General features: G+C 37.6%; 20 protein-coding genes. 15 read left to right on the top strand and 5 right to left on the bottom strand.

Annotated features, from left to right (window positions below; all coding sequences use genetic code 11):
• The first annotated feature begins 15 nt into the window (after positions 1-15).
• The 13 genes from CDOMC_RS07070 (at position 16) to mnmC (ending at position 14,890) form a co-directional block, all read left to right on the top strand.
• Positions 16-1,002: an RluA family pseudouridine synthase gene (locus CDOMC_RS07070; RefSeq protein WP_236861297.1), complete on the top strand. Its 987-nt coding sequence runs from the start codon at positions 16-18 to the stop codon at positions 1,000-1,002.
• The gene (locus CDOMC_RS07065; protein WP_172128952.1) at positions 932-2,149 is read left to right on the top strand and encodes a fibronectin type III domain-containing protein; all 1,218 of its coding nucleotides are present in this window, start codon (positions 932-934) and stop codon (positions 2,147-2,149) included. Before CDOMC_RS07070 ends, CDOMC_RS07065 begins: the two co-directional genes overlap by 71 nt.
• Positions 2,149-3,330 carry a tRNA (guanosine(46)-N7)-methyltransferase TrmB gene (gene trmB / locus CDOMC_RS07060; RefSeq protein ID WP_172128951.1) on the top strand — a complete coding sequence of 394 codons (1,182 nt, stop codon included), beginning with the start codon at positions 2,149-2,151 and terminating at the stop codon, positions 3,328-3,330. Before CDOMC_RS07065 ends, trmB begins: the two co-directional genes overlap by 1 nt.
• Positions 3,314-3,985: a cell division ATP-binding protein FtsE gene (locus CDOMC_RS07055; RefSeq protein ID WP_172128950.1), complete on the top strand. Its 672-nt coding sequence runs from the start codon at positions 3,314-3,316 to the stop codon at positions 3,983-3,985. Before trmB ends, CDOMC_RS07055 begins: the two co-directional genes overlap by 17 nt.
• Positions 3,972-4,787: an FtsX-like permease family protein gene (locus tag CDOMC_RS07050; protein ID WP_172128949.1), complete on the top strand. Its 816-nt coding sequence runs from the start codon at positions 3,972-3,974 to the stop codon at positions 4,785-4,787. The genes CDOMC_RS07055 and CDOMC_RS07050 overlap by 14 nt, the downstream gene beginning before the upstream one ends.
• On the top strand, positions 4,784-6,034 hold the full coding sequence (locus tag CDOMC_RS07045) for a murein hydrolase activator EnvC family protein (RefSeq protein ID WP_172128948.1): 1,251 nt from the start codon (positions 4,784-4,786) through the stop codon (positions 6,032-6,034). The genes CDOMC_RS07050 and CDOMC_RS07045 overlap by 4 nt, the downstream gene beginning before the upstream one ends.
• A 71-nt stretch (positions 6,035-6,105) precedes the next feature.
• Positions 6,106-6,825, top strand: a complete 720-nt coding sequence (gene pyrH, locus CDOMC_RS07040; RefSeq protein ID WP_172128947.1) for a UMP kinase — start codon at positions 6,106-6,108, stop codon at positions 6,823-6,825.
• Positions 6,826-6,844: 19 nt separating this feature from the next.
• Positions 6,845-7,063 carry a DNA-directed RNA polymerase subunit omega gene (locus tag CDOMC_RS07035; protein ID WP_172128946.1) on the top strand — a complete coding sequence of 73 codons (219 nt, stop codon included), beginning with the start codon at positions 6,845-6,847 and terminating at the stop codon, positions 7,061-7,063.
• Entirely contained in the window at positions 7,047-9,230 is a 2,184-nt protein-coding gene (locus CDOMC_RS07030) for a RelA/SpoT family protein (RefSeq protein ID WP_172128945.1), read from the top strand. Before CDOMC_RS07035 ends, CDOMC_RS07030 begins: the two co-directional genes overlap by 17 nt.
• Before the next feature lie 16 nt (positions 9,231-9,246).
• On the top strand, positions 9,247-10,461 hold the full coding sequence (tyrS, locus tag CDOMC_RS07025) for a tyrosine--tRNA ligase (protein WP_172128944.1): 1,215 nt from the start codon (positions 9,247-9,249) through the stop codon (positions 10,459-10,461).
• A complete protein-coding gene (locus CDOMC_RS07020; protein WP_172128943.1) occupies positions 10,451-11,548 on the top strand; it encodes a nitronate monooxygenase in 1,098 nt (365 codons plus the stop codon). Before tyrS ends, CDOMC_RS07020 begins: the two co-directional genes overlap by 11 nt.
• Before the next feature lie 127 nt (positions 11,549-11,675).
• The gene (locus CDOMC_RS07015) at positions 11,676-13,019 is read left to right on the top strand and encodes an N-acetylmuramoyl-L-alanine amidase family protein (protein WP_236861295.1); all 1,344 of its coding nucleotides are present in this window, start codon (positions 11,676-11,678) and stop codon (positions 13,017-13,019) included.
• Entirely contained in the window at positions 13,016-14,890 is a 1,875-nt protein-coding gene (gene mnmC, locus CDOMC_RS07010) for a bifunctional tRNA (5-methylaminomethyl-2-thiouridine)(34)-methyltransferase MnmD/FAD-dependent 5-carboxymethylaminomethyl-2-thiouridine(34) oxidoreductase MnmC (protein ID WP_172128941.1), read from the top strand. Before CDOMC_RS07015 ends, mnmC begins: the two co-directional genes overlap by 4 nt.
• 297 nt (positions 14,891-15,187) lie before the next feature.
• Here mnmC and CDOMC_RS07005 read toward each other — a convergent pair whose 3' ends face one another.
• From CDOMC_RS07005 to aspS, 5 genes are all read right to left on the bottom strand, one after another.
• A complete protein-coding gene (locus CDOMC_RS07005; RefSeq protein ID WP_172128940.1) occupies positions 15,188-15,391 on the bottom strand; it encodes a hypothetical protein in 204 nt (67 codons plus the stop codon).
• Between the two features lie 38 nt (positions 15,392-15,429).
• On the bottom strand, positions 15,430-15,948 hold the full coding sequence (gene ppa / locus CDOMC_RS07000) for an inorganic diphosphatase (RefSeq protein WP_172128939.1): 519 nt from the start codon (positions 15,946-15,948) through the stop codon (positions 15,430-15,432).
• Between the two features lie 133 nt (positions 15,949-16,081).
• Entirely contained in the window at positions 16,082-16,462 is a 381-nt protein-coding gene (locus tag CDOMC_RS06995) for a YgiW/YdeI family stress tolerance OB fold protein (protein ID WP_172128938.1), read from the bottom strand.
• Between the two features lie 218 nt (positions 16,463-16,680).
• Positions 16,681-17,250, bottom strand: coding sequence for an adenylate kinase (locus CDOMC_RS06990; RefSeq protein ID WP_172128937.1), 570 nt, complete (start codon positions 17,248-17,250; stop codon positions 16,681-16,683).
• A 9-nt stretch (positions 17,251-17,259) separates the two neighbouring features.
• Entirely contained in the window at positions 17,260-19,011 is a 1,752-nt protein-coding gene (aspS, locus tag CDOMC_RS06985) for an aspartate--tRNA ligase (protein WP_172128936.1), read from the bottom strand.
• A gap of 92 nt (positions 19,012-19,103) precedes the next feature.
• Here aspS and CDOMC_RS06980 point away from each other — a divergent pair, with 92 nt between their 5' ends.
• Both CDOMC_RS06980 and CDOMC_RS06975 read left to right on the top strand, forming a co-directional pair.
• Positions 19,104-19,979, top strand: coding sequence for an NAD(+) kinase (locus CDOMC_RS06980; protein WP_172128935.1), 876 nt, complete (start codon positions 19,104-19,106; stop codon positions 19,977-19,979).
• A complete protein-coding gene (locus tag CDOMC_RS06975) occupies positions 19,972-21,495 on the top strand; it encodes an AAA family ATPase (protein ID WP_172128934.1) in 1,524 nt (507 codons plus the stop codon). The genes CDOMC_RS06980 and CDOMC_RS06975 overlap by 8 nt, the downstream gene beginning before the upstream one ends.
• Positions 21,496-21,553: the final 58 nt, after the last annotated feature.

Raw genomic sequence — 21,553 nt, 5'->3', positions numbered from 1 at the left:
CCAAAAAGGAAACGGTTGAATCAAATATCTGTAAAAGAGAGCAAGGATATAGGTAAAAGAGTAGATCTGTTTTTGTCTGAAGAGCTTAAAATCTCAAGAAATCAAATTTTAAATTTAATCAAAAATGGCTGTGTAAGTCTAAATTCAAAGCCCATATTAAAGGGCTCGGCTAAGCTTAGTCTAGATGACGTTATAGATGTAAAAATTTTAGAATCAAATGATGAAAATTTAAATTTTAGTGCGGAATTTGAAGTGTCTATTTTGTATGAAGATGATGATTTGATAGTACTTAATAAGCCGCCAAATTTAGTTGTTCATCCAGCTCCGAGCGTTAAAGAGGCTACGCTTGTAGACTGGCTTGGAAAGAAAGGCTTTTTGCTATCTACTTTCAGCGGAGAGAGTAGGGCTGGTATCGTGCATAGGCTTGATAAGGGCACTAGCGGAGCGATAGTAGTTGCCAAAAACAACCACTCTCACGCAGCGCTTTCAGCTCAGTTAAGCGATAAGACAATGGGTAGAATTTATCTTGCGATTACCGATTTGCCGCTTAAAGAGGAGTGTGTGATAGAGCGAAAGATAGGCAGAAGCCCGAATAATCGTTTAAAAAAAGCAATTACAAGTGACGGAAGAAGCGCTAAAAGTGCTTTTGTAAATTTGATTCAAGAGAGCGGAATAAATTTAATAGCAGCTAAGCTTTTTACCGGCAGAACTCATCAGATTAGAGTTCATCTAGCCAGCATAAACCGCCATATTTTAGGCGATACTTTATATGGGTTTAAGAGCGAAAACGATAAAATAAAAAGAGTTATGCTTCACGCCTACGGGCTTTACTTCACTCATCCAAATACAGGCAAAAGGATGAGATTCGTAGCTCCGCTTTGGGATGACTTTAATGAAATTTTATTTAATAAATTTAATAAGGAGATAGTTGATGAAAAGATCGATTTTGAAAGGCTTGATGCTATCTTTGGCCGTTGTGATCACTGGATGTGTTTCACCTAGTACGCCTACGCAAACTAATCCAAATTTGCCTACTGTTACCAGCTTAAAAACTATTAGCGATATGACGGAAATAGGCTTTGAATGGACTCCTGCTACCACAACGGATGTAGCTGGATATTATCTTTATAGATCAAATCCTAATGAAAATAGAGGCAAAATGATGATGGTGGCCGATATAAAAGATCGCTTTGCAAGCCATCATGTGGATTCAAATTTAGCTCCTGAGACTACATATTCATATGAGATGAGAACATATAACTCAAATAAGCAAATTTCAAATCCTGGCGTAATTATAAATGCAAGCACTAGACCTCTTATAGAGTCGGTGCCTTTTTTAAGAGCTCTTACTAATTTGCCGGAGCGTGTGAAGTTAATATGGCGTCCGCATCCTGATTTAAGAGTCGTATCTTATATAGTGGAAAAAGCCGATATCGGTAAAGATAATTGGAGACAGATAGCGGAAATCAAAGGAAGGCTACATGCCGAATATATAGACGATAGCGTAAAATCAGGCAGGGGGTATAAATATAGAGTTTTTGTAAAAACTAGCACAGGAGTTGTATCTAAACCAAGCGAGATAGTTGATTCTACTACAAAACCGCTTCCAAATAAAGTTGTAAATATACAAGCTACTACAAATGCTCCAAAAAAGATTATTATCACATGGGATAGCGTGGCGAGCGAAGACTTTGGATACTACAAAATTTATAGCACTTCAAATAAATTTTTGCCATATACATATCTTGCTAAAACCAAAACAAATAGCTACGAGGATTTAATTAACGAAAATGGCGCTACAAGGCTATATAAGATTACTATTGTAGACAAAGACGGACTTGAGTCTAAAAAGCCCGATGAAGCCGTTACAGGATCAACTCTGGCGGCCATAGACGCTCCTATAATATCATCCATAGTAGCTGATAGTTCGGCTGTAAAAGTTCAGTGGAGCGGACCAAAGGAGGCTAGAAGCTATACTGTAATCAGGGAAGGCGGAGAAGGAGAGAGAAGATTTACAAATATAACCAATAATGAATTTATAGATACTGATGTCAATTATAGTCTAAAATATACATATAAAGTTATAGCTATAGACGAGTATGGCATAAGTTCTGATGAATCCCATAAAGCTATGGTAATTATAGAATAATGCCAAATTTTATAACTAAAAATTTAAAATCTTTAGCCTACCCGATTATTCAGGATGAGGTGGTTTTTGCATGGGAAGCAAGAGGCAGAAACTCTACTATTATCTATACTCAAAGTGGAATTGAAGAGTTTTTTGTGACTTTGAAAGAGCATAAAAATGGCTTTTTAGTAAAAGGCGATAAGATAACAAGGCCTGCCCAAATAGGTCTATTACAAAAGGCTTTGGTAAAATTTAAAGAGCTAAATTGCGAAGAAATTGTAAGTGAGGCAATAGCTGTAAAGAAAACTCATTTAACGCAAAAAACCTCTTATATCTCAGACACTAAAGAGCTTTTGCAAATTTTAAAAGAGTCAAGATTATCTAAAATTTTTATAGAGATAGGCTTTGGTTCAGGCAGGCACCTGCTCTGGCAAGCAGAAAAAAACCCCGATGCTTTGGTCATAGGAATAGAGGTCTATAAGCCATCTATCGAGCAGGTCGCAAAGCTTGCAAAGAGTAAAAAATTAAACAATGTAGTGCTTATTAATAGCGATGCTAGGTTGCTTTTGTCCTTGATCGATTCAAATTTCATAGATAAAATTTTTCTTCACTTTCCTGTGCCTTGGGATGACGCACCTCATAGGCGAGTAGTGTCTGAAAAATTTACAAAAGAGTGCGAAAGAACTCTTAAAATAGGCGGTAGATTCGAGCTTAGAAGTGATAGTAGAAATTATACGGAGTACACTATATCTCAGCTTTTAAATTTGCATAGCTCAAAACTTATTGTGGATAAAAATAAATATCTTAATGTTTCAAGTAAATATGAGGATAGGTGGAAGAAACAGCTAAAAGATATCTATGATGTAACTTTTGAGTGCGAAATAAAAAGCGAGCCCTTAAAAACACTTAGCGAGATGAAATTTGATAGCAATTATGATGTTAAAGCCATATCAAAAAACTTTAAAAATATAACTATAAAAAAAGATGACTGCTTCTTGCATATTGAGGAGAAATTTGAGAAAAGTGAAGATGAAATTTTGCTTCGCATATCTTTTGGCGCATTTTCTCAGCCAGAGCAGTGCTATATCCTAATCACCCCTCAAAAGTGCGAATACTTTATAAAAAAGCCGCTTTTAACGAGAGAAAATTTAAATGCGCATTTCGCATTAAAGGAGTATTTGGCTAATGCAAAAGATTATTAGTTCTCATGGTCTTTCTCTCGGGTATAATCAAAATGAACTTATAGTCCAAAATGTGGATTTAGATATAAGCGCTAGTGATTTTGTGATAATAACAGGAAAAAGCGGTAGTGGTAAATCAACTATCGTTAAATCGCTTTACGGTGAGATTAAGCCATATTCCGGCTCTCTTGAAGTTTGTCTTGCTAATATGAACAATATAAGCCAAAAAAAACTTAGTGAAGTTAGGCAAAAAATTGGGATCATATTTCAAAATTACCGCCTGATAAATGAGTGGAGTGTCGAGAGGAACGTGATGCTGCCGCTTATGATAAAAGGGCTTGCACATAATGTATGTAAAAATCAAGCTCATAAGCTGCTAAAGCATGTAAATTTACTGCATAAAGCTCATAAATTTCCTCTTGAGTTAAGCGGTGGAGAGCAGCAACGAGTAGCGATGGCAAGGGCTTTGGCACATAATCCAAATTTGCTTTTATGCGATGAGCCTACTGGAAATTTAGATGATTATTCAAGTGATGTTATATGGTCGCTTTTACGCTCTGCAAGAGAGTTTTTAGGCACCTGCGTGGTAGTTGTAACTCATAAAATCCCGTCTACTTTAAGAGTGCATTATCGCCACTTCGTGATAGAAAACGGAGGCGTGCATGAGATCTCTTAAAAATCATTTCGGAGTTATCTTTCCTCTTATTGCTCTTCTTTTTTGTATCCAGTTTATAACTCTTGTGGGTAATGTCATAAAAGATTATGAAAAACTTATGAGTGAGGATTATAACATCATAGTAGTTAGCTCAAAAGATCTGAATAGCTCTAATATAAAGCCTTTGGTAAGTGATTTTGAATCCATCGAGAGATTAGGTACAAAATCGGTTTTAGATAGACTTTCTAAAGATATTTCAGCCAAAAATTTAAATATTTTACAGAACTCTTTGCCTAAATTTTACTCCATTAAACTGCAAATTTTTCCAAGTGTTGAATATATGGAGGAGATTAAAGCAAAGCTTTTGAAAGTAAATGGCGTTAGTAGAGTGGAGACATTTTCAAAGACTCATAATAAGATTTATAAAATTTTAAATCTAATTAAAAAAATATCTGAAATTTTTTCTATTTTAATTGTTATTTTAGGACTTATGCTAGTGCTAAAACAGATGAGAATTTGGCTATACGAGCATAAGGAACGAATAGACATCATGACTCTTTTTGGCGCATCTTTTTGGCTAAAATCAGGAGTGCTATATAAGATGGCTGTAGTTGATTCTATTATTGCTACTATTATTGTTACCGTATTTTACTATTTGCTGCCTGATTTTAGTGTTGTAAGTTTTATGATGGATGAGGTTGGTTTAAAAATTCCTAACGTGGACATAATATATGAAGGAGGTAGGCTACTTGCCATATCTTTGGCGCTTAGCATAATAGCAGTTTCTTTGGTTATGAGAGAGGCTAAAAAGAACAGCATATGAAAATTTTACTATTTTTATTATTTTTTTTAGGAGCATCATTTTGTGCTAGTACTGATGATAAAATTAAGGTACAGACGTCATCTTTGCAACTTTCAAACCAAATAGCAAGTAAGCTAAATAAAAAATTAGATGACCTAGCCAAAGACATCAAGTATGGAGAGTCTGAACTAGAGAAGATAGATTCTAAAATGAAGGAGTTATTAGCTCAAATTGCAGAGCTTGAAAACAGTGCAAGCAGCGCAAATAGCGAACTTAAAAAGCTAAATGAGCAAAATAGCGAACTCTTACAAAATCAAAGACTTATAGAACAAAATATGATACGTATAATATCAGATCACTTTGCATTTGATCTTATCGCACCAAAAGAGTATGAGGATAGCAATGAGAGCATAATTGCAACTGAAATTTTGGCTAATTTAAATAGTGTGATAAAAGATGATTTTAAAAATTTAGTTAAGGATTATGAAAAGACCACAAATTCAATCAAAGATCAAAATGATAAGATACAAAATATACAGGCTGATTTAAAAACATATAAACAAAAGCGAACAGAGCTTGCGTTGCTTCAAAGTGAACAGTCTAAGACCGTGGCTAATTTAAAGCAAGATAGGCAGAGCTATTCTAAAAAATTATCTATGATTCAAGAGCAGCAAAAAGAGATAAGAAAGACTCTAGAGGAGCTTAAAATAGTCGCAAGACAAGAGGTTGAAGAGGCAAAGAGGTTAGCAGAGCAAAAAGAGGCTGAAAAATCCAAAAAGGATAAAAAACATAAAAAAGACAAAGATACTAAAGAAGAAAAAACTAACGGTTCTGTTAAACAGGTAGGTTCAAGCTATCAGGCAAGTTTAGTAAAAAAATATAGTGGAGAAAAGACAATAGCTCCTCTTGATAGTTTTACCGTTAAGCAAAAATTTGGAAATTATATTGATCCTATATATGATATTAAAATTTTTAATGAGTCTGTTGTATTAAGCTCTAAAATCCCGGACGCAAAGGTAAAAAGCGTGCTAAATGGCAAGGTTGTATTTGCAAAGGATACGGCTATGCTAGATAAGGTTGTAATCATAGAAAATGCAAACGGGATTCATACTATATACGCGCATCTTAGTCAGATAGCGCCTACTGTAAAAGTTGGCACAAAGGTCCAAAAAGGTTATGTGATAGGGCGGGTATCACAAGATCTAACATTTGAAGTAACTCAAAAAAATTACCACATAGATCCTCTTGAAATGATAACTCTTAAATAGATATTTGAGATAAAAGATTAGCAGAATTTAAACACTTTTTTGCTAAAATGCTTAAATTTTAAGGAGAATTTATGGAGCGTAAAAAGCGAATTTTAGTCAAATTTTCAGGCGAAGCATTAGCAGGAGATAGCGGGTTTGGTATAGATAATTTAGTTTTAAAATTTATAGCCAAACAGATAAAAGAGCTTGTAGAAAATAGTGTCGAAGTAGGCATAGTAATAGGCGGAGGCAATATTATAAGAGGCGTTAGCGCCGCAAGAGACGGAATTATAAAAAGAACAAGCGGTGATCATATGGGCATGCTTGCTACTGTTATAAACTCAATTGCGATGAGAGAAGCGCTAGAAAAAGCTGGCCTTAGCGTGCGCGTGCAAAGTGCCATAAAGATGGAAGCTATCTGTGAAACATTTATCGTAGGACGAGCACAAAGACATCTTGAAAAGGGTCGCGTGGTCATATTTGCAGCAGGAACTGGAAATCCGTTTTTTACAACAGATACCGCCGCCACTCTTAGAGCTATCGAAATAGATGCTGATATGATTATTAAGGCCACAAAAGTTGACGGGGTATATGATAAAGATCCTAAGAAATTTGATGATGCTAAGCTTTTAAAAGAGCTAAACTACGAACTTGCGATGAGTGATAATATTAAGGTTATGGACGATACCGCCATAGCACTCGCTAAAGATAACTCTCTACCGATTTTGGTTTGCAATATGTTTAAGGATGGAAATTTATTAAGTATTATAAAAGGCGATGAAAACGCACTTTGTTCGGTAGTAAAAAATTAAATACAATCAAGGAGAAATAATGAGAATAGAAGAGGTAGCAGCAAAAGCATTAAAAACAGTTGGAGACGATAGGTATAAGCTATCTTTGGTAGTTGCAAAACGTGCCGAGGCTTTGGCTGCCGGGGCTAAAAGTCTGCTTGATATCGATACAAGCAAGATGAAATTTGCAGATATTGCACTTTGCGAAATCGCTGAAGGAAAGATCAGTCTAGAGGCTATCGTTGAAGCAACAAAATAACGGAATTTTTTTAGAACAACTAATTGACGATATAGTTGTTTGCAAGGATGTATCCAGTGCTAGAGAGATTTTAGTCTCTCTTTGTAATATTACGCCAAACATAGAAAAGGCTATTTCTTGTTGCATAACTTTCCATGCCGGGCAGTTTAGAAAAAGTGGAGAGCCTTACGCGATACATCCTATACTGGTATCTTCTATCGTAGCTCATATGGGTGGTGATGAGAGTATGATAATATCTGCTCTATTGCATGACGTAGTAGAAGATACGGATTGCTCTACTGAAACTGTTAGAGAAGAGTTTGGCGAAGAGGTGGCTAAGCTTGTAGAGGGGCTTACTAAAATTGTAGCTATAAGAGAGGATAAGTTAGCAAGCTCTGAGTCAAATGAGCGATTGGCAGCCTCTGCAATGACATTTAGAAAGATGCTTTTAGTCTCTATTGAAGATGTGCGAGTGCTTGTAGTAAAGCTTTGTGATAGACTTCATAATATGCTAACTCTTGAAGCCTTAAGACCTGAAAAGCAAAAGCGAATCGCCGAAGAAACACTTATGGTTTATGCGCCTATTGCTCACAGATTGGGAATCTCTTCTATAAAAAATATACTTGAGGACATGAGCTTTAAGTATGCGCTTCCTGAAGAGTATAAAAAAATAGACAAATATGTAGATGAGCATAAACAAGAGCTTCAGCTAAAGCTAAATTCATTTATAGAAAAGATCAGTCAAATTCTGCTTCAAAACGGCTTTAATGAAAGTAGCTTCGATATACAAAAGCGTGTTAAACATCACTATTCGATCTACCTTAAGATGCAAAGAAAAGGAATATCCATAGAGGAGGTTTTAGACCTTCTTGCGGCTAGAATTTTAGTTAGAGAGCCTCAGGATTGTTATTTGGCACTCGGGCTTTTACATATAAATTTTAACCCTCTTATATCAAGATTTAAGGACTATATCGCACTTCCTAAACAAAATGGATATCAGACTATACATACTACGATTTTTGATAACAAAAGCATATTTGAAGTTCAAATTCGCACCTTTGATATGCATAAAACAGCAGAATACGGAGTTGCAGCCCATTGGAAGTATAAAAGCGGAGGATTTTTAAACCCTAAGCTTGATTGGCTAAGCGATATCGGTATGCAAAATGAGGGTGAAAATAATCCTGAAGAGCTTTATGAATATGCAAAAGATAGTTTGTATGTGGAAGATATTGCTGTATATTCGCCAAAGGGGGATATATTTACACTCCCTAGAGGTGCTACAGCGCTCGATTATGCCTATGAGATTCACACCGAGATAGGACTGCATGCTAAAGAGGCTTACGTAAACCGTATTAGAGTTTCGCTTCTAACCGAGCTAAAAAATGGAGATATAGTAAATATCGTAACTGGAGATGAGCCTAAATATCGTTGTTCTTGGCTTAATAGTGTAAAAACCGGCAAAGCAAAGGCTACTATAAGGTCTCTTTGCAAGCAAAAAATCAAAGATATAAATAATATCGTAGCACTTGAAATTTTAAGCGGAATTTTTGGCGTATCAACTAATAGAATACTTGTCTGGCTTGAGAGCGAAAAGATGACAAAAAGGGTATTTAGGGCAGCTTACGACTCTGTATATCTTCAAGATGTAGTAAATGCGCTTAAGAAATATATCAAAAAAGATCGTCCGTTTGCTCTTGCTCTAACCGATAAATATCTTGTTAGAAAGCAGAAATTTGATCATATAGTTATCTATTCAAACCATAAAATAAGCAGTGTAGAGTTTGATTACTGTTGCAATCCAAAAAGAGGCGATGATATCATGGGCTTTAGAACCGATCATCACGTAACCGTTCATCATAAGCTTTGTGAGCGCGCTATGAAGCTAATTGAGGAAAAAAATGAGATGATTTTTGTCAAATGGACTAGAAACGCCCCTCATAGATATAAGATCATCTTAAGTCTTGAAAATCGCCGTGGTTCTTTGGCGGAGTTTTTGACATATATAGCTAGATTGCAAGTGGATCTAGTTACTATAACGCTTTCTGAAGCAAACGATATTGCTGCGGATGTATTTAATCTAACTATAGAGCTTAATGAAAATTTGGATGTGAATGAAATTAAAGATAGACTAAGAGATCGTTATAAGATAATGGAATTTGTATCTCTTGATGATGCGTATAATTAAAATTTAAGGAGAAGAAGTGGCTGATATTGCAAAAATTATAGACGAGATAAAAAAGGGTGTTGCAGAGATAATTGGCGAAGAGCAGGTTATAGAGCTTGTAAAAAGATATTATGAAAAAGGCGAAAATTTTTATGTAAAAGCAGGCTTTGATCCTACTGCGCCAGACCTTCACTTGGGTCACTCCGTAGTGCTTACTAAAATGGCATTTCTTCAAAAGCATGGAGCTGTAGTGCAGTTTTTAATAGGAGATTTTACTGGTCAAATAGGCGATCCAAGCGGTAAATCAGCTACTAGAAAAAAGCTTGACAAAGAGACTGTGGCTAAAAATGCTAAAACTTATGAAGAGCAGGTTTTTAAAATTTTAGATCCTAAGAAAACCGTCATAATGTTTAACTCAAAGTGGTGTAACGAGCTTGGAGCGGCAGGTATTGTTGAATTAACAAGTACTTTTCCTGTAGCTAGAATGCTTGAGCGTGATGATTTTGAGAAGAGATTTAAGGCTGGTAGCTCCATATCAATAAGTGAGTTTTTATATCCTCTTTTGCAAGGCTATGATAGTGTGGCGATGAAATGCGATATAGAGATGGGAGGAACCGATCAGAAATTTAACCTTTTAATGGGCAGAACCCTGCAAAGAATTTATAATGTCGGAAAAGAGCAAGCCGTTATAATGATGCCACTTCTCGAGGGGCTTGACGGCGTAAATAAGATGAGTAAAAGCTTGGGTAATTATATAGGAGTAACGGATAATGCAAATGATATGTTTGGTAAAATTTTAAGCATTAGCGATGATCTTATGTGGAGATACTATGAGCTTTTGAGTGATAAAAGTGTGGATGAGATAAAGAGTCTAAAAGATGATGTTGATAGTGGCAAAGCACATCCAAAGGCTGTAAAAGAGGCTCTTGCATTAGAAATAACGGCACGCTATCATGGCGAATCGGTTGCCAACGAGGCTAAGGCTGAATTTGACCGAGTTCATACTCAAAATCAAATTCCGGCAGAGCTTGAAGAATTTAATCTTAAGGCTCCAGTTTGGATAGTCGAGGCTTTGGTTCATTGTAAATTAAGCTCTACAAATTCTCAAGCAAGACGAGATATAAGTGCAAATGCGGTTAGTATAGATCAAAAGAAAATTTCCGATGAACAGTTAAAACTTGGCGTTGGAGAGTATATTTTACAAGTAGGCAAGAGAAAATTCGCAAAACTAAAGGTAGTAGATGGAGTTTAAATCGATAAAAATTGGAAAATATGAGATAAAGTACCCGATAATTCAAGGCGGAATGGGGCTTGGTATAAGTTGGGACAAGCTGGCTGGCAACGTAAGCTTGGAAGGAGGACTAGGAGTAATAAGCTCCGTTGGTACCGGATATTATGAAAATAGAGCACATATAACCAAAGAGCTAAATTCAAAACCGCTTGGAAGTGAAAATTTCTATTCACGTGAGGGTCTTAAGGCTGTCATTGATAATGCTAGAAAAATTTGCGGAGATCTGCCTCTTGGAGTAAATATACTATATGCCAGCAACGATTACGCTAGAACCGTAAAAGATGCCTGCGAACACGGTATAAATATAATAATAAGTGGAGCCGGACTTCCTACAAACCTACCTGAATTTACGCAAAATTTCAAAGACGTAGCGCTAGTGCCGATAGTCTCTTCTGCTAAAGCTTTAAAGATAATATGTAAACGTTGGACAATGAGATATAACCGTCTCCCTGATGCTGTGATTTTAGAAGGACCTCTTAGCGGAGGACATCAAGGCTTTACATATGAGCAATGCCTAGATCCAGAGTATCAACTTGAAAATTTAATAAAACCCGTTAAAGATGAGATAAAAGAGTGGGGAGATTTTCCGCTTTTTGCAGCTGGCGGCATCTGGGATAAAGATGATATAAAGAGAGTTTGTGAACTAGGCGCTGACGGAGTGCAGATGGGAACGAGATTTATAGGCACTCACGAGTGCGATGCCAGCAAGGATTTTAAGGATGTGATATTGAATGCGAAAAAAGAGGATATCGAGCTTATTAAAAGTCCTGTCGGATATCCTGCACGCGGAGTAAGGACTAATTTACTAGACTTAGTGGATAAAAAGGCTGGCCCAAAGATAAGTTGTATAAGTAACTGCGTAAGCCCTTGTCAACGCGGAAAAGAGGCTAAAGAGGTCGGTTATTGTATAGCCGATAGGTTATTTGACGCATTTTCAGGAGTTAAAGAGACCGGGCTATTTTTTACTGGTGCAAATGGGTATAAGCTAAACGAGATAATTAGTGTAAAAGAGCTTTTTAAAAAACTGATACATGGCGAAAATAGTTAGGATTATTTTATTTTTTTTATTAATTGCGACGTCAGGGGTTTGCTCCGCTTTTGATGCTAGGATCAAGAATTTTGACGATAAATTTATAAAGGCAAACAAAACTGCTAGACTTGAACTCCATCAGGACATGAAGGGATTATATATAAAATCCGTCATAGATAATGATGATAAAATTAGAGTTGAGATATTAAAAAGACTGATTCAAAGCTCAAAAGCATTGGGATTAGGCTCTAATCCATATGAAAGAGAGCTGGAGTCATTAGTACAAGTTGCACAAAAAGATAGTAAAAGCAATAAAAAGCTACAAAAAGAGTCAAAAGGATCAAAGCAGCCATTAATAACAGCCAAAGAAAATTACTCAAATAAATCAATTCAAATTCTAAAAGTTATCGAACATCCAAATAGCTTGGAGATAAAATTTAGTAGTCCTATTTTGGAAAGCGATGTAAAACATTTTAAACTGAATTCAAAAAATCATTTTAGAAATGTGTATGACTTAAACAGGGCATGGATAAGTAAGCCTCAAACTTTGAAAAATATAATATCTGATGATCTCAAAGTAAGTCAATTCGATAAAAACACTATCAGGGTCGTATTTTCCCATAAAAAAGAGCAAAAAATAAATTTCAAAATAAATCAAAATTCTATATTTTTCGCGCTTGATAAAGTAGAATTTGAAAATTTAGCATCAAATTCAAAAAATCAGCAAAAAACTGAACTTAAAGACAAGCATGATAAAAAGCAAAATAATGATTTATCTAAAAAGGCTACTAAAACCAAGATTAAAAGAGCAGGCAGGATCATAGTCCTTGATGCTGGGCATGGAGGCGATGATCCAGGAGCAATCAATGGCAAATTAAAAGAGAAAAATATCGTCTTAAGCATATCTCTTAAGACAGGAGACGAGCTTAAAAAGCGCGGGTATAAGGTGTATTATACCCGCACGAAAGATAAATTTATAAACCTCAGAAGTAGAACCAAGCTTGCTAACGACAAACTTGCCGATCTTTTTATATCTATACACGCAAATGCCGCTCCAAATAAGCAAAAAGGCGAAGTTATGCAAGGTATCGAGACATTTTTCCTCTCGCCTGCAAGAAGCGAGCGTAGCAAAAACGTAGCCGCGCTTGAAAACAAATCGGACATAGACGAGATGAATTTTTTCTCTAAACAGACCTTTTTAAATTTCTTAAACAGAGAAAAGATCATAGCCTCAAACAAGCTTGCCATCGATATCCAAAGAGAGGTTCTTGCCAGAACCAAAAAGATAAATTCAAAGGTCGTTGACGGTGGAGTAAGAGAGGCTCCGTTTTGGGTTCTAGTGGGTGCGCTTATGCCCGCTGTTTTGCTTGAGGTTGGGTATATCTCGCATCCTGATGAGGGCAAACTCATAGGCAAATCAAATTACCAAGATGCGATCGCTAAAGGTATCGCTGACGGCGTTGATGTCTATTTTGCAAATCAGCAATGAAAACCGCTCAAATTTCCTTTAAAGACGGAGTTGCTTATAGCGAGGATTTTGGAGATATATACTTTAGTGCCGATAATCCTGCCGGCGAGAGCGAGTATGTGTTTGCAAGTGCAATTGATGAAATTTGGGAGAGGCAAGATCGGTTTATCATCGCTGAAGCCGGCTTTGGAGCGGGGCTAAATTTTTTAACAACACTAAACAAATTTAAAGACTCAAGCAAATTTTTGCATTATGTTAGCATCGAGGCAAATCCTATTAGCAAGGAAGATCTTGTTAGAATTTATCAAAATTTAGGTGTCTTTAAAGAGCTTTCAAATGAGCTTATAAAAAGCTACCCGCCGCTTATACAAGGATTTCACCGACTAAATTTTAAAAATTCACGTATCACGCTTGATCTTTGCTTTGGCAAGATCGATCAAATTTTGCCCGAGCTTGATTTTAGAGCTGATATCTGGTTTATGGACGGATTTGCACCTAGCAAGAATTCCGATATGTGGAGCGATGAGGTCTTTAAAGAGGTTGCAAATTTAAGCAAAGCTGGAGCTATTTTACGAACCTACTCTAGCACTAAAGCGGTGCAAAATGCACTTGCTAAAAATGGCTTTAAAGTAAGCTTGCAAAAAGGCTTTGGCAAAAAGCGCGAGATGATAAGCGCTACTCTTGAAACTGCGAGTCATAACGTTAAAAATCCATGGTTTAATAGATTTGATATCCAAAGTAGCGACAAAACTCCAAAGAGCGCACTTATCATAGGTGGCGGAGTGGCGGGATGTGTGAGCGCCTATAGGCTGGCTGAGCTTGGCTTAAAAGTTACTGTAGCTGAAAAATGCGAAGATATCGCCACAAACGGCTCTGGTAATCACTGCGGAATTTTGATGCCTCTTATTACAAAGCCTGAAGTGGAGCTTGGCAGAATGCACATGAATGCGTTTTTGCAAGCGGTTAGGTTTTATAAAAAGACTATGCGCAAGGAAGAGTGCGAATTTAACGGTTGCATAGACTATGCGCACGATGAAAAGCTTTTAGCAAGGCTAGAAGAGTGGCTTAAATTTGACGATGAAAACGGAGTTTTTGATATAAATTTAAATAGCGCTCCTTATCCTAGTGCCTTTATAAAAGAAGGTGCCAAGGCTAGACCGCGAAAGATGTGCAAGACGGCAAGTAAGTGCGCTGATATCTTGCTTGGATATGAGTTTGAGAGCTATGAGGTTTTGCCTGATGGTAAAATTTCGGCGAAATTTAAAAACGGAAAAGCCATCATTAGCGATATGCTGATCCTAGCTCTTGGCAGCGATAGTATGGAGTTTTTCTCAAATTTTGACATGCAACTTAGCTCGGTTCGCGGGCAGGTCACGCACATAAAAGAGTCCGTAAAGACAAATTTGGCTTTTAGCGCTAAAGGCTATGTCTGCCCTGAGGTTGATGGCGTGCAAGTTGTCGGTGCAACTTATGATAGAAATTTAAAACTTGATGAGTCTAGAAGCAGTGACGATGAGAAAAATTTAGCCGATATAGGTGAGTTTTTGCAGGGTAAGAAGCCTAAAATTTTAGGCTCAAAAGTTGGTTATAGAAGCTATAGTGGCGATAGATTTCCGATCATCGGAAGGCTTTATGATGAGGAATTTTATAAGGATAGCTACAAAGCTCTTCTTTGGACGAAAAATAAAAGCGAAAATTTAAACGCCAGATATATCCCAAACGTCTATATAAATACGGCTCACGGCTCGCGCGGACTATGCACGGCTGTGCTTGGGGCTGAGCTTATCTGTGATCTTGTGTTTGATCGACCGTTATGCATAGAAAAGAGCCTTTTTGACGCGCTTCATTCTGCTAGATTTTTGATACGAAAGCTTAAAAAGGGCATTAAGTAGCTTTTTGAAATTTAAATGCAAATCAATTAGCGCTTTTTATCTTTATCAGCGCTTATAAAATAACTCGTTATAATAAATCCATGAAAAAGCTATTTATCCTTGCTCTTATAATTATGTTTTTTACCGCTTTTATCTCTATGTTTAGACCATCGATTCAAACTGAGCCGAGTGGCGTAGCAGGTGCGGCACGAGTGATATTTTGGCTATCGATTCTATATATAATTTATCTAAGTGATCCTGATAATATAAAAGGCATGATAAATTTCTTTAGCAAAAACGATCTCGCGTTTGGATTGCTTATTTTGACGGATATTTATCTTGTTTGTAAGATTTGGATTGCTCTTTAAATTTGCCAAATCTGTTAGAATTTGAGTCCTCAAATTTCTTTGAAAATCCGCCATATTTTTGCGTTTTGCCTCCGTGCATATCTATGACGCCTCTTTCTTGAGAAGCGCCAAGTAATAAGGCGCAAGCGGTTAGTATAAGTAGTAGTTGTTTCAAATTTTACCTTTGAAAGCCCCAAATTTAGGGGGCTTATATTATTTATAGCTTTTTATGGCTTTATCTAAAATTTCTTTTGCCGTATCGGCACACTTAAACTCTTTTACTTTCACCCATTTGTTTGGCTCAAGCATTTTGTAGGTCTCAAAGAAATTTCTTATCTTATTTAGTGTGGCTTCTGGAAGATCTTTGTAGCTTTTTATAGCGTCATATCTTGGATCTATCTTGCTAACCGGCACTGCAAGAAGTTTTTCGTCCATGCCTGCTTCATCTTCCATCACAAGAACTCCGATCAGACGGCAAGGGATGACGCTGCCCGCTTGCAAAGGATACTCGTTAAGCACCAAGATATCGGCAGGATCGCCATCTTCTGCTAAGGTATTTGGCACGAAACCGTAGTTTGCAGGGTAAAACATCGCCGAATAAAGCACGCGATCGACGAAAACCGCGCCGCTGTCTTTGCAAATTTCATATTTTATGTTTGAGCCGTAAGGGATCTCGATAACGGCATTGATCTTATCAGGGTTTGAGCCTGCTTTGATTTTTGATATATCCATGTTTGCTCCTTGTTTTATGTGAGTGTGATTATACTTATTTGCGGCTTTTATTTAAGTTAAATTTGAGTTGTGACACGGCTACCGCTTGATAGCCGTGCGAGTGAATATGAGATGAGCTAAAAGTAAGTTAAAATTATTTGATTATCTCGACAGATTTTACGTCGATAGTTGTTTTCATGAGGTCTTTATCAACTTTTCCTGTAATTCTTATAGGCGTGTTTTCATCTACGGTTACGCCCTTCCAGACATGGTTATCTATCTCGATTTCGATTGTCTCACCGCTTCTGCCGACAAATTCATAATCATCTGATCTGATTTGAGATTTGATCTTGCCTTCAAGAATGACCGGCGCTCCGTCTCTCATATTAAGAGCTTCTTTGATAGTGACTAGCGTCGCACTTCCTTTGCCTGTGAAGCCGCCTTGGTTTTGTGCGGCGTTATTTGTGCCTGTAAATCCTCCGCTTGCCAAAAGCGAGCCTGCTAGAAGAGCTGATAGTGTAAGTTTTTTAAGCATTTTATATCCTTTAAATTTTGATTTTATTTTTTAAGCTCCGCTAAATAGAGCAGCCTGATAACTTAGTTTTATAACTTACTATGAAGTTTGTTATAAACTGAAGCGAATTGTAATGCGAATTTGTTAATTAAAAGTTAAGGGGTAATACTGCTTAAAAAAGAGGAAATTTGCCACATTTTGCGCTATTTGCAAAGCGTGGCAAATCAAATTTGTGTAGGTTACAGAAGCGAATTTATCAAATTTCTCATATCTGTTACGATCTCATCGATCGTTCTTTCGCCGTTTATCTCGTGAAGCAAATTTTTGCCTGAGTAAAATTCGCGGATCGCGCCGATTGGCTCAAGATATACTTTCATTCTATTGTTAAATACTTCGTTGTTATCATCAGCGCCTCTTGCACGTCCAAGCACACGCTCTCTAGCCACATCTTCGCTAACGTCCACTTCGATAACGCCTTTTAGCAAGATCTCGTTTTGGGCGGATAAAACTTTATCAAGTTCAGTCATCTGCTCAACGCTTCTAGGGTATCCGTCAAGCACGACGTTTGGCGTTTTTGAGCTTTTTATGGCGCTTATTATCGCATTTACAACCACTTCAAGAGGGACTAAATTTCCTTTTGATATGTAGCTGTCTATGAGTTTGCCCAGCTCGCTTCCGCTTGCAACTTCTGCGCGAAGTAGATCGCCTGTAGAGTAGTGAGTAAAGCTATCATCGCCTTTTGCGATCAAATTTGCGTCTGTTGTTTTGCCGCTTCCCGGTGCTCCGATTATCAAAAATAGTTTTTTCATCAAATTTCCTTAATTAGTTTTTTCTCTTAGGCGCAGTCCTAGCTCGCGAAGTTGTTCTGAATTTGCCTCGCTAGGCGCTTTTGTCATAGGGCATTGTGCGCGCTGTGTTTTAGGGAATGCGATCACATCGCGAATGCTGGTTGATTTGGTTGCCAGCATCACAAGGCGGTCAAATCCGATCGCGATACCTCCGTGCGGCGGCGCTCCAAAGCTAAGCGCGTCAAGCAGGAAGCCAAATTTCTCTCTTTGCTCCGCTTCATCTATGCCAAGAAGTTTAAAGACTTTTTGCTGAACGTCGTTTTTGTGGATTCTCACGCTTCCTCCGCCTAGCTCAAAGCCGTTTAGCACAACGTCGTGAGCTATGGATAGGATATCTTCCAAGTCCTCTTCGTCTATATTTTTAGGGCATGTGAATGGGTGGTGCATCGCAGAGTAGCTTCCGTCGTCGTTTTGCTCAAACATAGGGAAGTCTAGCACCCATAAAAACTCCATTCTGTCTTGATCGATGATACCCATTTGCTCGGCTAGGAAAATTCTAAATCTTCCCATATAATCAAGCACTATCTTTTTCTTTCCTGCGCCGAAAAATACTACGTCGCCAAGCTTTAGCTCGCATCTATCAACTATCTCTTGCAGGTCTTTTTCTTCAAAGAATTTGCAAAGCGGACCTTTTAATCCGTCCTCTTTCATCTGGAAGTATCCTAGTCCTTGAGCTCCGAATTTGCGCACGAATTCTTCAAACCTATTCATCTCGCGCTTGCTAAATATATTATCTCCGTTTGGCACTTTAAGCGCTTTTATGCGGTTTTTCTTAGGATCTTTTGCAATATTTGCAAAAATTTCATTTGACGAGCGAGCAAATATGTCAATCACATCAACCATAGCTAGATCGTAGCGAAGATCAGGCTTATCTGAGCCGTATTTCTCGGTAGCCTCTTTATAACTCATACGTCTAAATGGAGTTTTTATATCATATCCGCAAGCTGCAAATGTATCTTTTAGCACCTCTTCAGCCATATTTAGGATATCTTCTTGCTCGACAAAGCTCATCTCGATATCAATCTGCGTAAATTCAGGTTGGCGATCAGCGCGCAAATCCTCATCTCTAAAGCATTTTGCTATCTGGAAGTATTTATCAAAGCCAGAGCACATTAAAAGCTGCTTAAACAGCTGCGGGCTTTGCGGAAGTGCATAAAATTGCCCAGGATATACACGGCTTGGTACTAGATAGTCTCTTGCACCCTCAGGTGTAGCGCGAGTTAAAATCGGAGTTTCAAACTCTATAAAGCCAAGGCGATCGAGCGAATTTCTAGCGGCGATCGCAGCCTTTGAGCGCATTTTAAAGATATTTTGCAAGCGCTCGTTTCTGAGGTCTAAAAAGCGGTATTTAAGCCTGATGTCCTCATTTACCGAGTTGTCGTTGATCATAAACGGAAGCGGTTCGCTCGGGTTTTCTACCGTCACTTCGCTTACTACCACTTCGATTTCGCCTGTCTTTAGCCTAGGGTTTACAAGCCCTTCGCCACGCGCTCTTATCTTGCCTTTGATTCTTAAAACATACTCATCACGCACTTTTGAGGCGACTTCATGAGCGCTTACGCTATCAGCAGGGTCGCAAACCAGCTGGATTAGCCCAGTCCTATCTCTTAAGTCGATGAAGATAACTCCGCCGTGATCTCTATAAGTATTTACCCAGCCGCAAAGATCGACTTCTTTGCCGATGTCCGCCGCACTAAGCTCTGCACAATAATGGCTTCGCATTAGATACTCCTTAAATTCGTTTTGAAAGCTTGATTATACTCAAATTTTGCTTTTGCCGAGCTTTTAAACCAAAATATGCTACAATCAAAACTATGAAAAAAGAGATAAATTTAAATTTTGCTGATGTGAAAAATGTCGGAGTTGTTGCTAAGATAAATGGCGATTTGCCTAAAAATTTAAAGACTATCAAGAAAATTTTAGCCAAATACAAAGTGCAAATTTTGCTTGAGAAAAGCTGTGCTAAAGAGGTTGGCGAGCAGGGTTTTGAGCTTATAAATTTGGCTAAGAATTGTGACTTTTTGATATCTTTAGGGGGAGACGGTACTATCATCTCGGCCTGCAGGCAGAGTGCTGAAATTTCGCCGTTTGTGCTTGGAATTCACGCCGGTAGGCTTGGATTTTTAACCGATATCACAATGGATGAGTGCGAAGGGTTTTTTAAGGACTTTTTCGCAGGAAAATTTGAGATAGAGACACCATATATGCTTGATGTTTTTATGCATAAAAAAAGTGGTGAAGTGGCTAAAAAGATCGCGTTTAACGAAGCTGCGATACTAAGTTCAAAATCAGGCTCCATGACTCACATCGAAGCGCTTTTAAACGGAAAAGATTTTAACTCATACTTTGGAGACGGCGTGCTCATCTGCACTCCGATAGGATCTACCGCTTACAACATGAGCGCAAACGGACCTATAATCTATCCGCTAAGCGATGTTTTTGCCGTGACTCCTATATGCTCTCATTCGCTTACTCAGCGTCCTGTCGTACTTCCAAGAGGGTTTGAGATGAAATTTAAGACTAAAAGCGATGCGATTTTGGTTATCGACGGGCAAGATCGCTTCAACATGTCAAATTTAGATAGCATAAGCGTGACATTAAGCGAAAAATCGGCAAAATTTATCCGCCATATCGGTAGAGATTACTTTCAAATTTTAAAAGAAAAACTTCACTGGGGTTATAATGATTGAGAGGCTTTTGATAAAGGAATATCTAAATTTTGATAGCGTGGAGCTTAAATTTAAGGAAGGGCTTAGCGTATTTACAGGCGTAAGCGGTGCGGGCAAGTCGGTTTTGATGAGTGCGATAATGGCTGTTTTTGGGCTTAAGGATAGCGACGCAAAGCTGATTGAAGCGGATGTGGAGTATAAATTTAGCGCTGAAGAATATGGTATAGAAAGCGAGCAGATAAATACATTTAAGCTGTTTAGAGATAAGGCGACAAGGTATTTTATAAACTCTCAAGCTATCTCAAAGAAAAATCTCGCCTCAATCGCAAAAGAGCATATAAAATATCTGTCCGCCAAAGAGATAAACGAGTTTGAAAACGAGAGATTTTTAAATTTACTTGATATCGCCGAAAGTAAAAAAAACGGAGAATTTTTAAAATTTAAGCAGGAATTTGAGGCAAAATTTAAGGAATTTGATCAAATTTCAAAAGAGTTGCAAAATATAATAGAGGATGAAAGAAGGATTGAGGAGCTTAAGGAATTTGCAAGCTTTGAGATATCAAAAATAGAGTCGGTTAGCCCAAAAGTAGGCGAATTTGAAGAGCTTATGGAGATAAAAAAACGCCTTAGTAAAAAAGATAAGATAAATGAAGCTTGGAGTAGGGCCGAAGCCGTATTTCACGCTGAAAGAGCCGTCATAGATGCGCTAAATATCAGCGATATAGATGCTAGCTTTTTTGAGGAGTGCATGAACGAGCTTAGAGTAGCGCGCGACAATCTAAATATGGACGAGCTTGAAGATATCGATATAGAGGGTGTGCTAGATAGGATAGAGGCGCTAAATTCGCTCATCAGAAGATACGGCAGCATAGAAGAGGCGCTTGAGCTACTTCAAAAACGAAAAGTAGAGCTTAATAAATACCAAAACATAAGCTTTGAAAAAAGCTTGCTTGAAGATAAATTTAACGCTTTAAAAAGCGAGATTAACGATATGTCAAGCAAGCTTACAAAGGCAAGGAGTGAAAATTTAAAAGAGCTTGAAGAGCTTATAAATTCATATCTTAAAGAGCTTTATATGAGTAAAATCACTCTTAAGATAAGCCAAAAGCCGCTTGATAAATTCGGTGTTGATGAGATAACTTTAAGCTTAAACGAGACTAATTTAAAAAATTTAAGCTCGGGCGAACTGAATCGCTTACGACTTGCCTTTATAGCAAGTGAAACGCAAATTTCAGGAAGCGGAGAAGGGGTCATAATCCTTGATGAGATAGATGCGAATTTAAGCGGAAAAGAGGCGATGAGTATCGCAAATGTGCTTTTAAATTTGGCGAAATTCTATCAGATTTTTGCCATATCGCACCAGCCTCAACTTAGCTCAAAAGCAAATTCTCACTTTTTGGTTGAAAAACTTGAAGAAAAATCGATCGTGAGAGAGCTTGAAAACAGCGAACGAATATCTGAGCTTGCTAGAATGATAAGCGGTGAAAAGATAACAAATGAGGCTTTAAATTTTGCTAGGCAACTTTTGGAGAGTTAAAAATTTTATATTTTAACAAGAAAAAAAATGGTAGCATTGAAGAAAATTATAAATTTAA

This window comes from Campylobacter sp. RM16192 (genome assembly GCF_004803855.2).
Taxonomy (GTDB): Bacteria; Campylobacterota; Campylobacteria; order Campylobacterales; family Campylobacteraceae; genus Campylobacter_A.
This window is presented reverse-complemented; position numbering and strand designations above follow the sequence as displayed.

Excerpts from the sequence above, each read along its gene's own strand:
- CDOMC_RS07065 (WP_172128952.1), top strand. The coding sequence starts at position 932 with ATGAAAAGATCGATTTTGAAAGGCTTGATGCTATCTTTGGCCGTTGTG.
- trmB (WP_172128951.1), top strand. The coding sequence starts at position 2,149 with ATGCCAAATTTTATAACTAAAAATTTAAAATCTTTAGCCTACCCGATT.
- CDOMC_RS07055 (WP_172128950.1), top strand. The coding sequence starts at position 3,314 with ATGCAAAAGATTATTAGTTCTCATGGTCTTTCTCTCGGGTATAATCAA.
- CDOMC_RS07050 (WP_172128949.1), top strand. The coding sequence starts at position 3,972 with ATGAGATCTCTTAAAAATCATTTCGGAGTTATCTTTCCTCTTATTGCT.
- CDOMC_RS07045 (WP_172128948.1), top strand. The coding sequence starts at position 4,784 with ATGAAAATTTTACTATTTTTATTATTTTTTTTAGGAGCATCATTTTGT.
- pyrH (WP_172128947.1), top strand. The coding sequence starts at position 6,106 with ATGGAGCGTAAAAAGCGAATTTTAGTCAAATTTTCAGGCGAAGCATTA.
- CDOMC_RS07035 (WP_172128946.1), top strand. The coding sequence starts at position 6,845 with ATGAGAATAGAAGAGGTAGCAGCAAAAGCATTAAAAACAGTTGGAGAC.
- CDOMC_RS07020 (WP_172128943.1), top strand. The coding sequence starts at position 10,451 with ATGGAGTTTAAATCGATAAAAATTGGAAAATATGAGATAAAGTACCCG.
- CDOMC_RS07015 (WP_236861295.1), top strand. The coding sequence starts at position 11,676 with ATGAAGGGATTATATATAAAATCCGTCATAGATAATGATGATAAAATT.
- mnmC (WP_172128941.1), top strand. The coding sequence starts at position 13,016 with ATGAAAACCGCTCAAATTTCCTTTAAAGACGGAGTTGCTTATAGCGAG.
- ppa (WP_172128939.1), bottom strand. The coding sequence starts at position 15,948 with ATGGATATATCAAAAATCAAAGCAGGCTCAAACCCTGATAAGATCAAT.
- CDOMC_RS06995 (WP_172128938.1), bottom strand. The coding sequence starts at position 16,462 with ATGCTTAAAAAACTTACACTATCAGCTCTTCTAGCAGGCTCGCTTTTG.
- CDOMC_RS06990 (WP_172128937.1), bottom strand. The coding sequence starts at position 17,250 with ATGAAAAAACTATTTTTGATAATCGGAGCACCGGGAAGCGGCAAAACA.
- aspS (WP_172128936.1), bottom strand. The coding sequence starts at position 19,011 with ATGCGAAGCCATTATTGTGCAGAGCTTAGTGCGGCGGACATCGGCAAA.
- CDOMC_RS06980 (WP_172128935.1), top strand. The coding sequence starts at position 19,104 with ATGAAAAAAGAGATAAATTTAAATTTTGCTGATGTGAAAAATGTCGGA.
- CDOMC_RS06975 (WP_172128934.1), top strand. The coding sequence starts at position 19,972 with ATGATTGAGAGGCTTTTGATAAAGGAATATCTAAATTTTGATAGCGTG.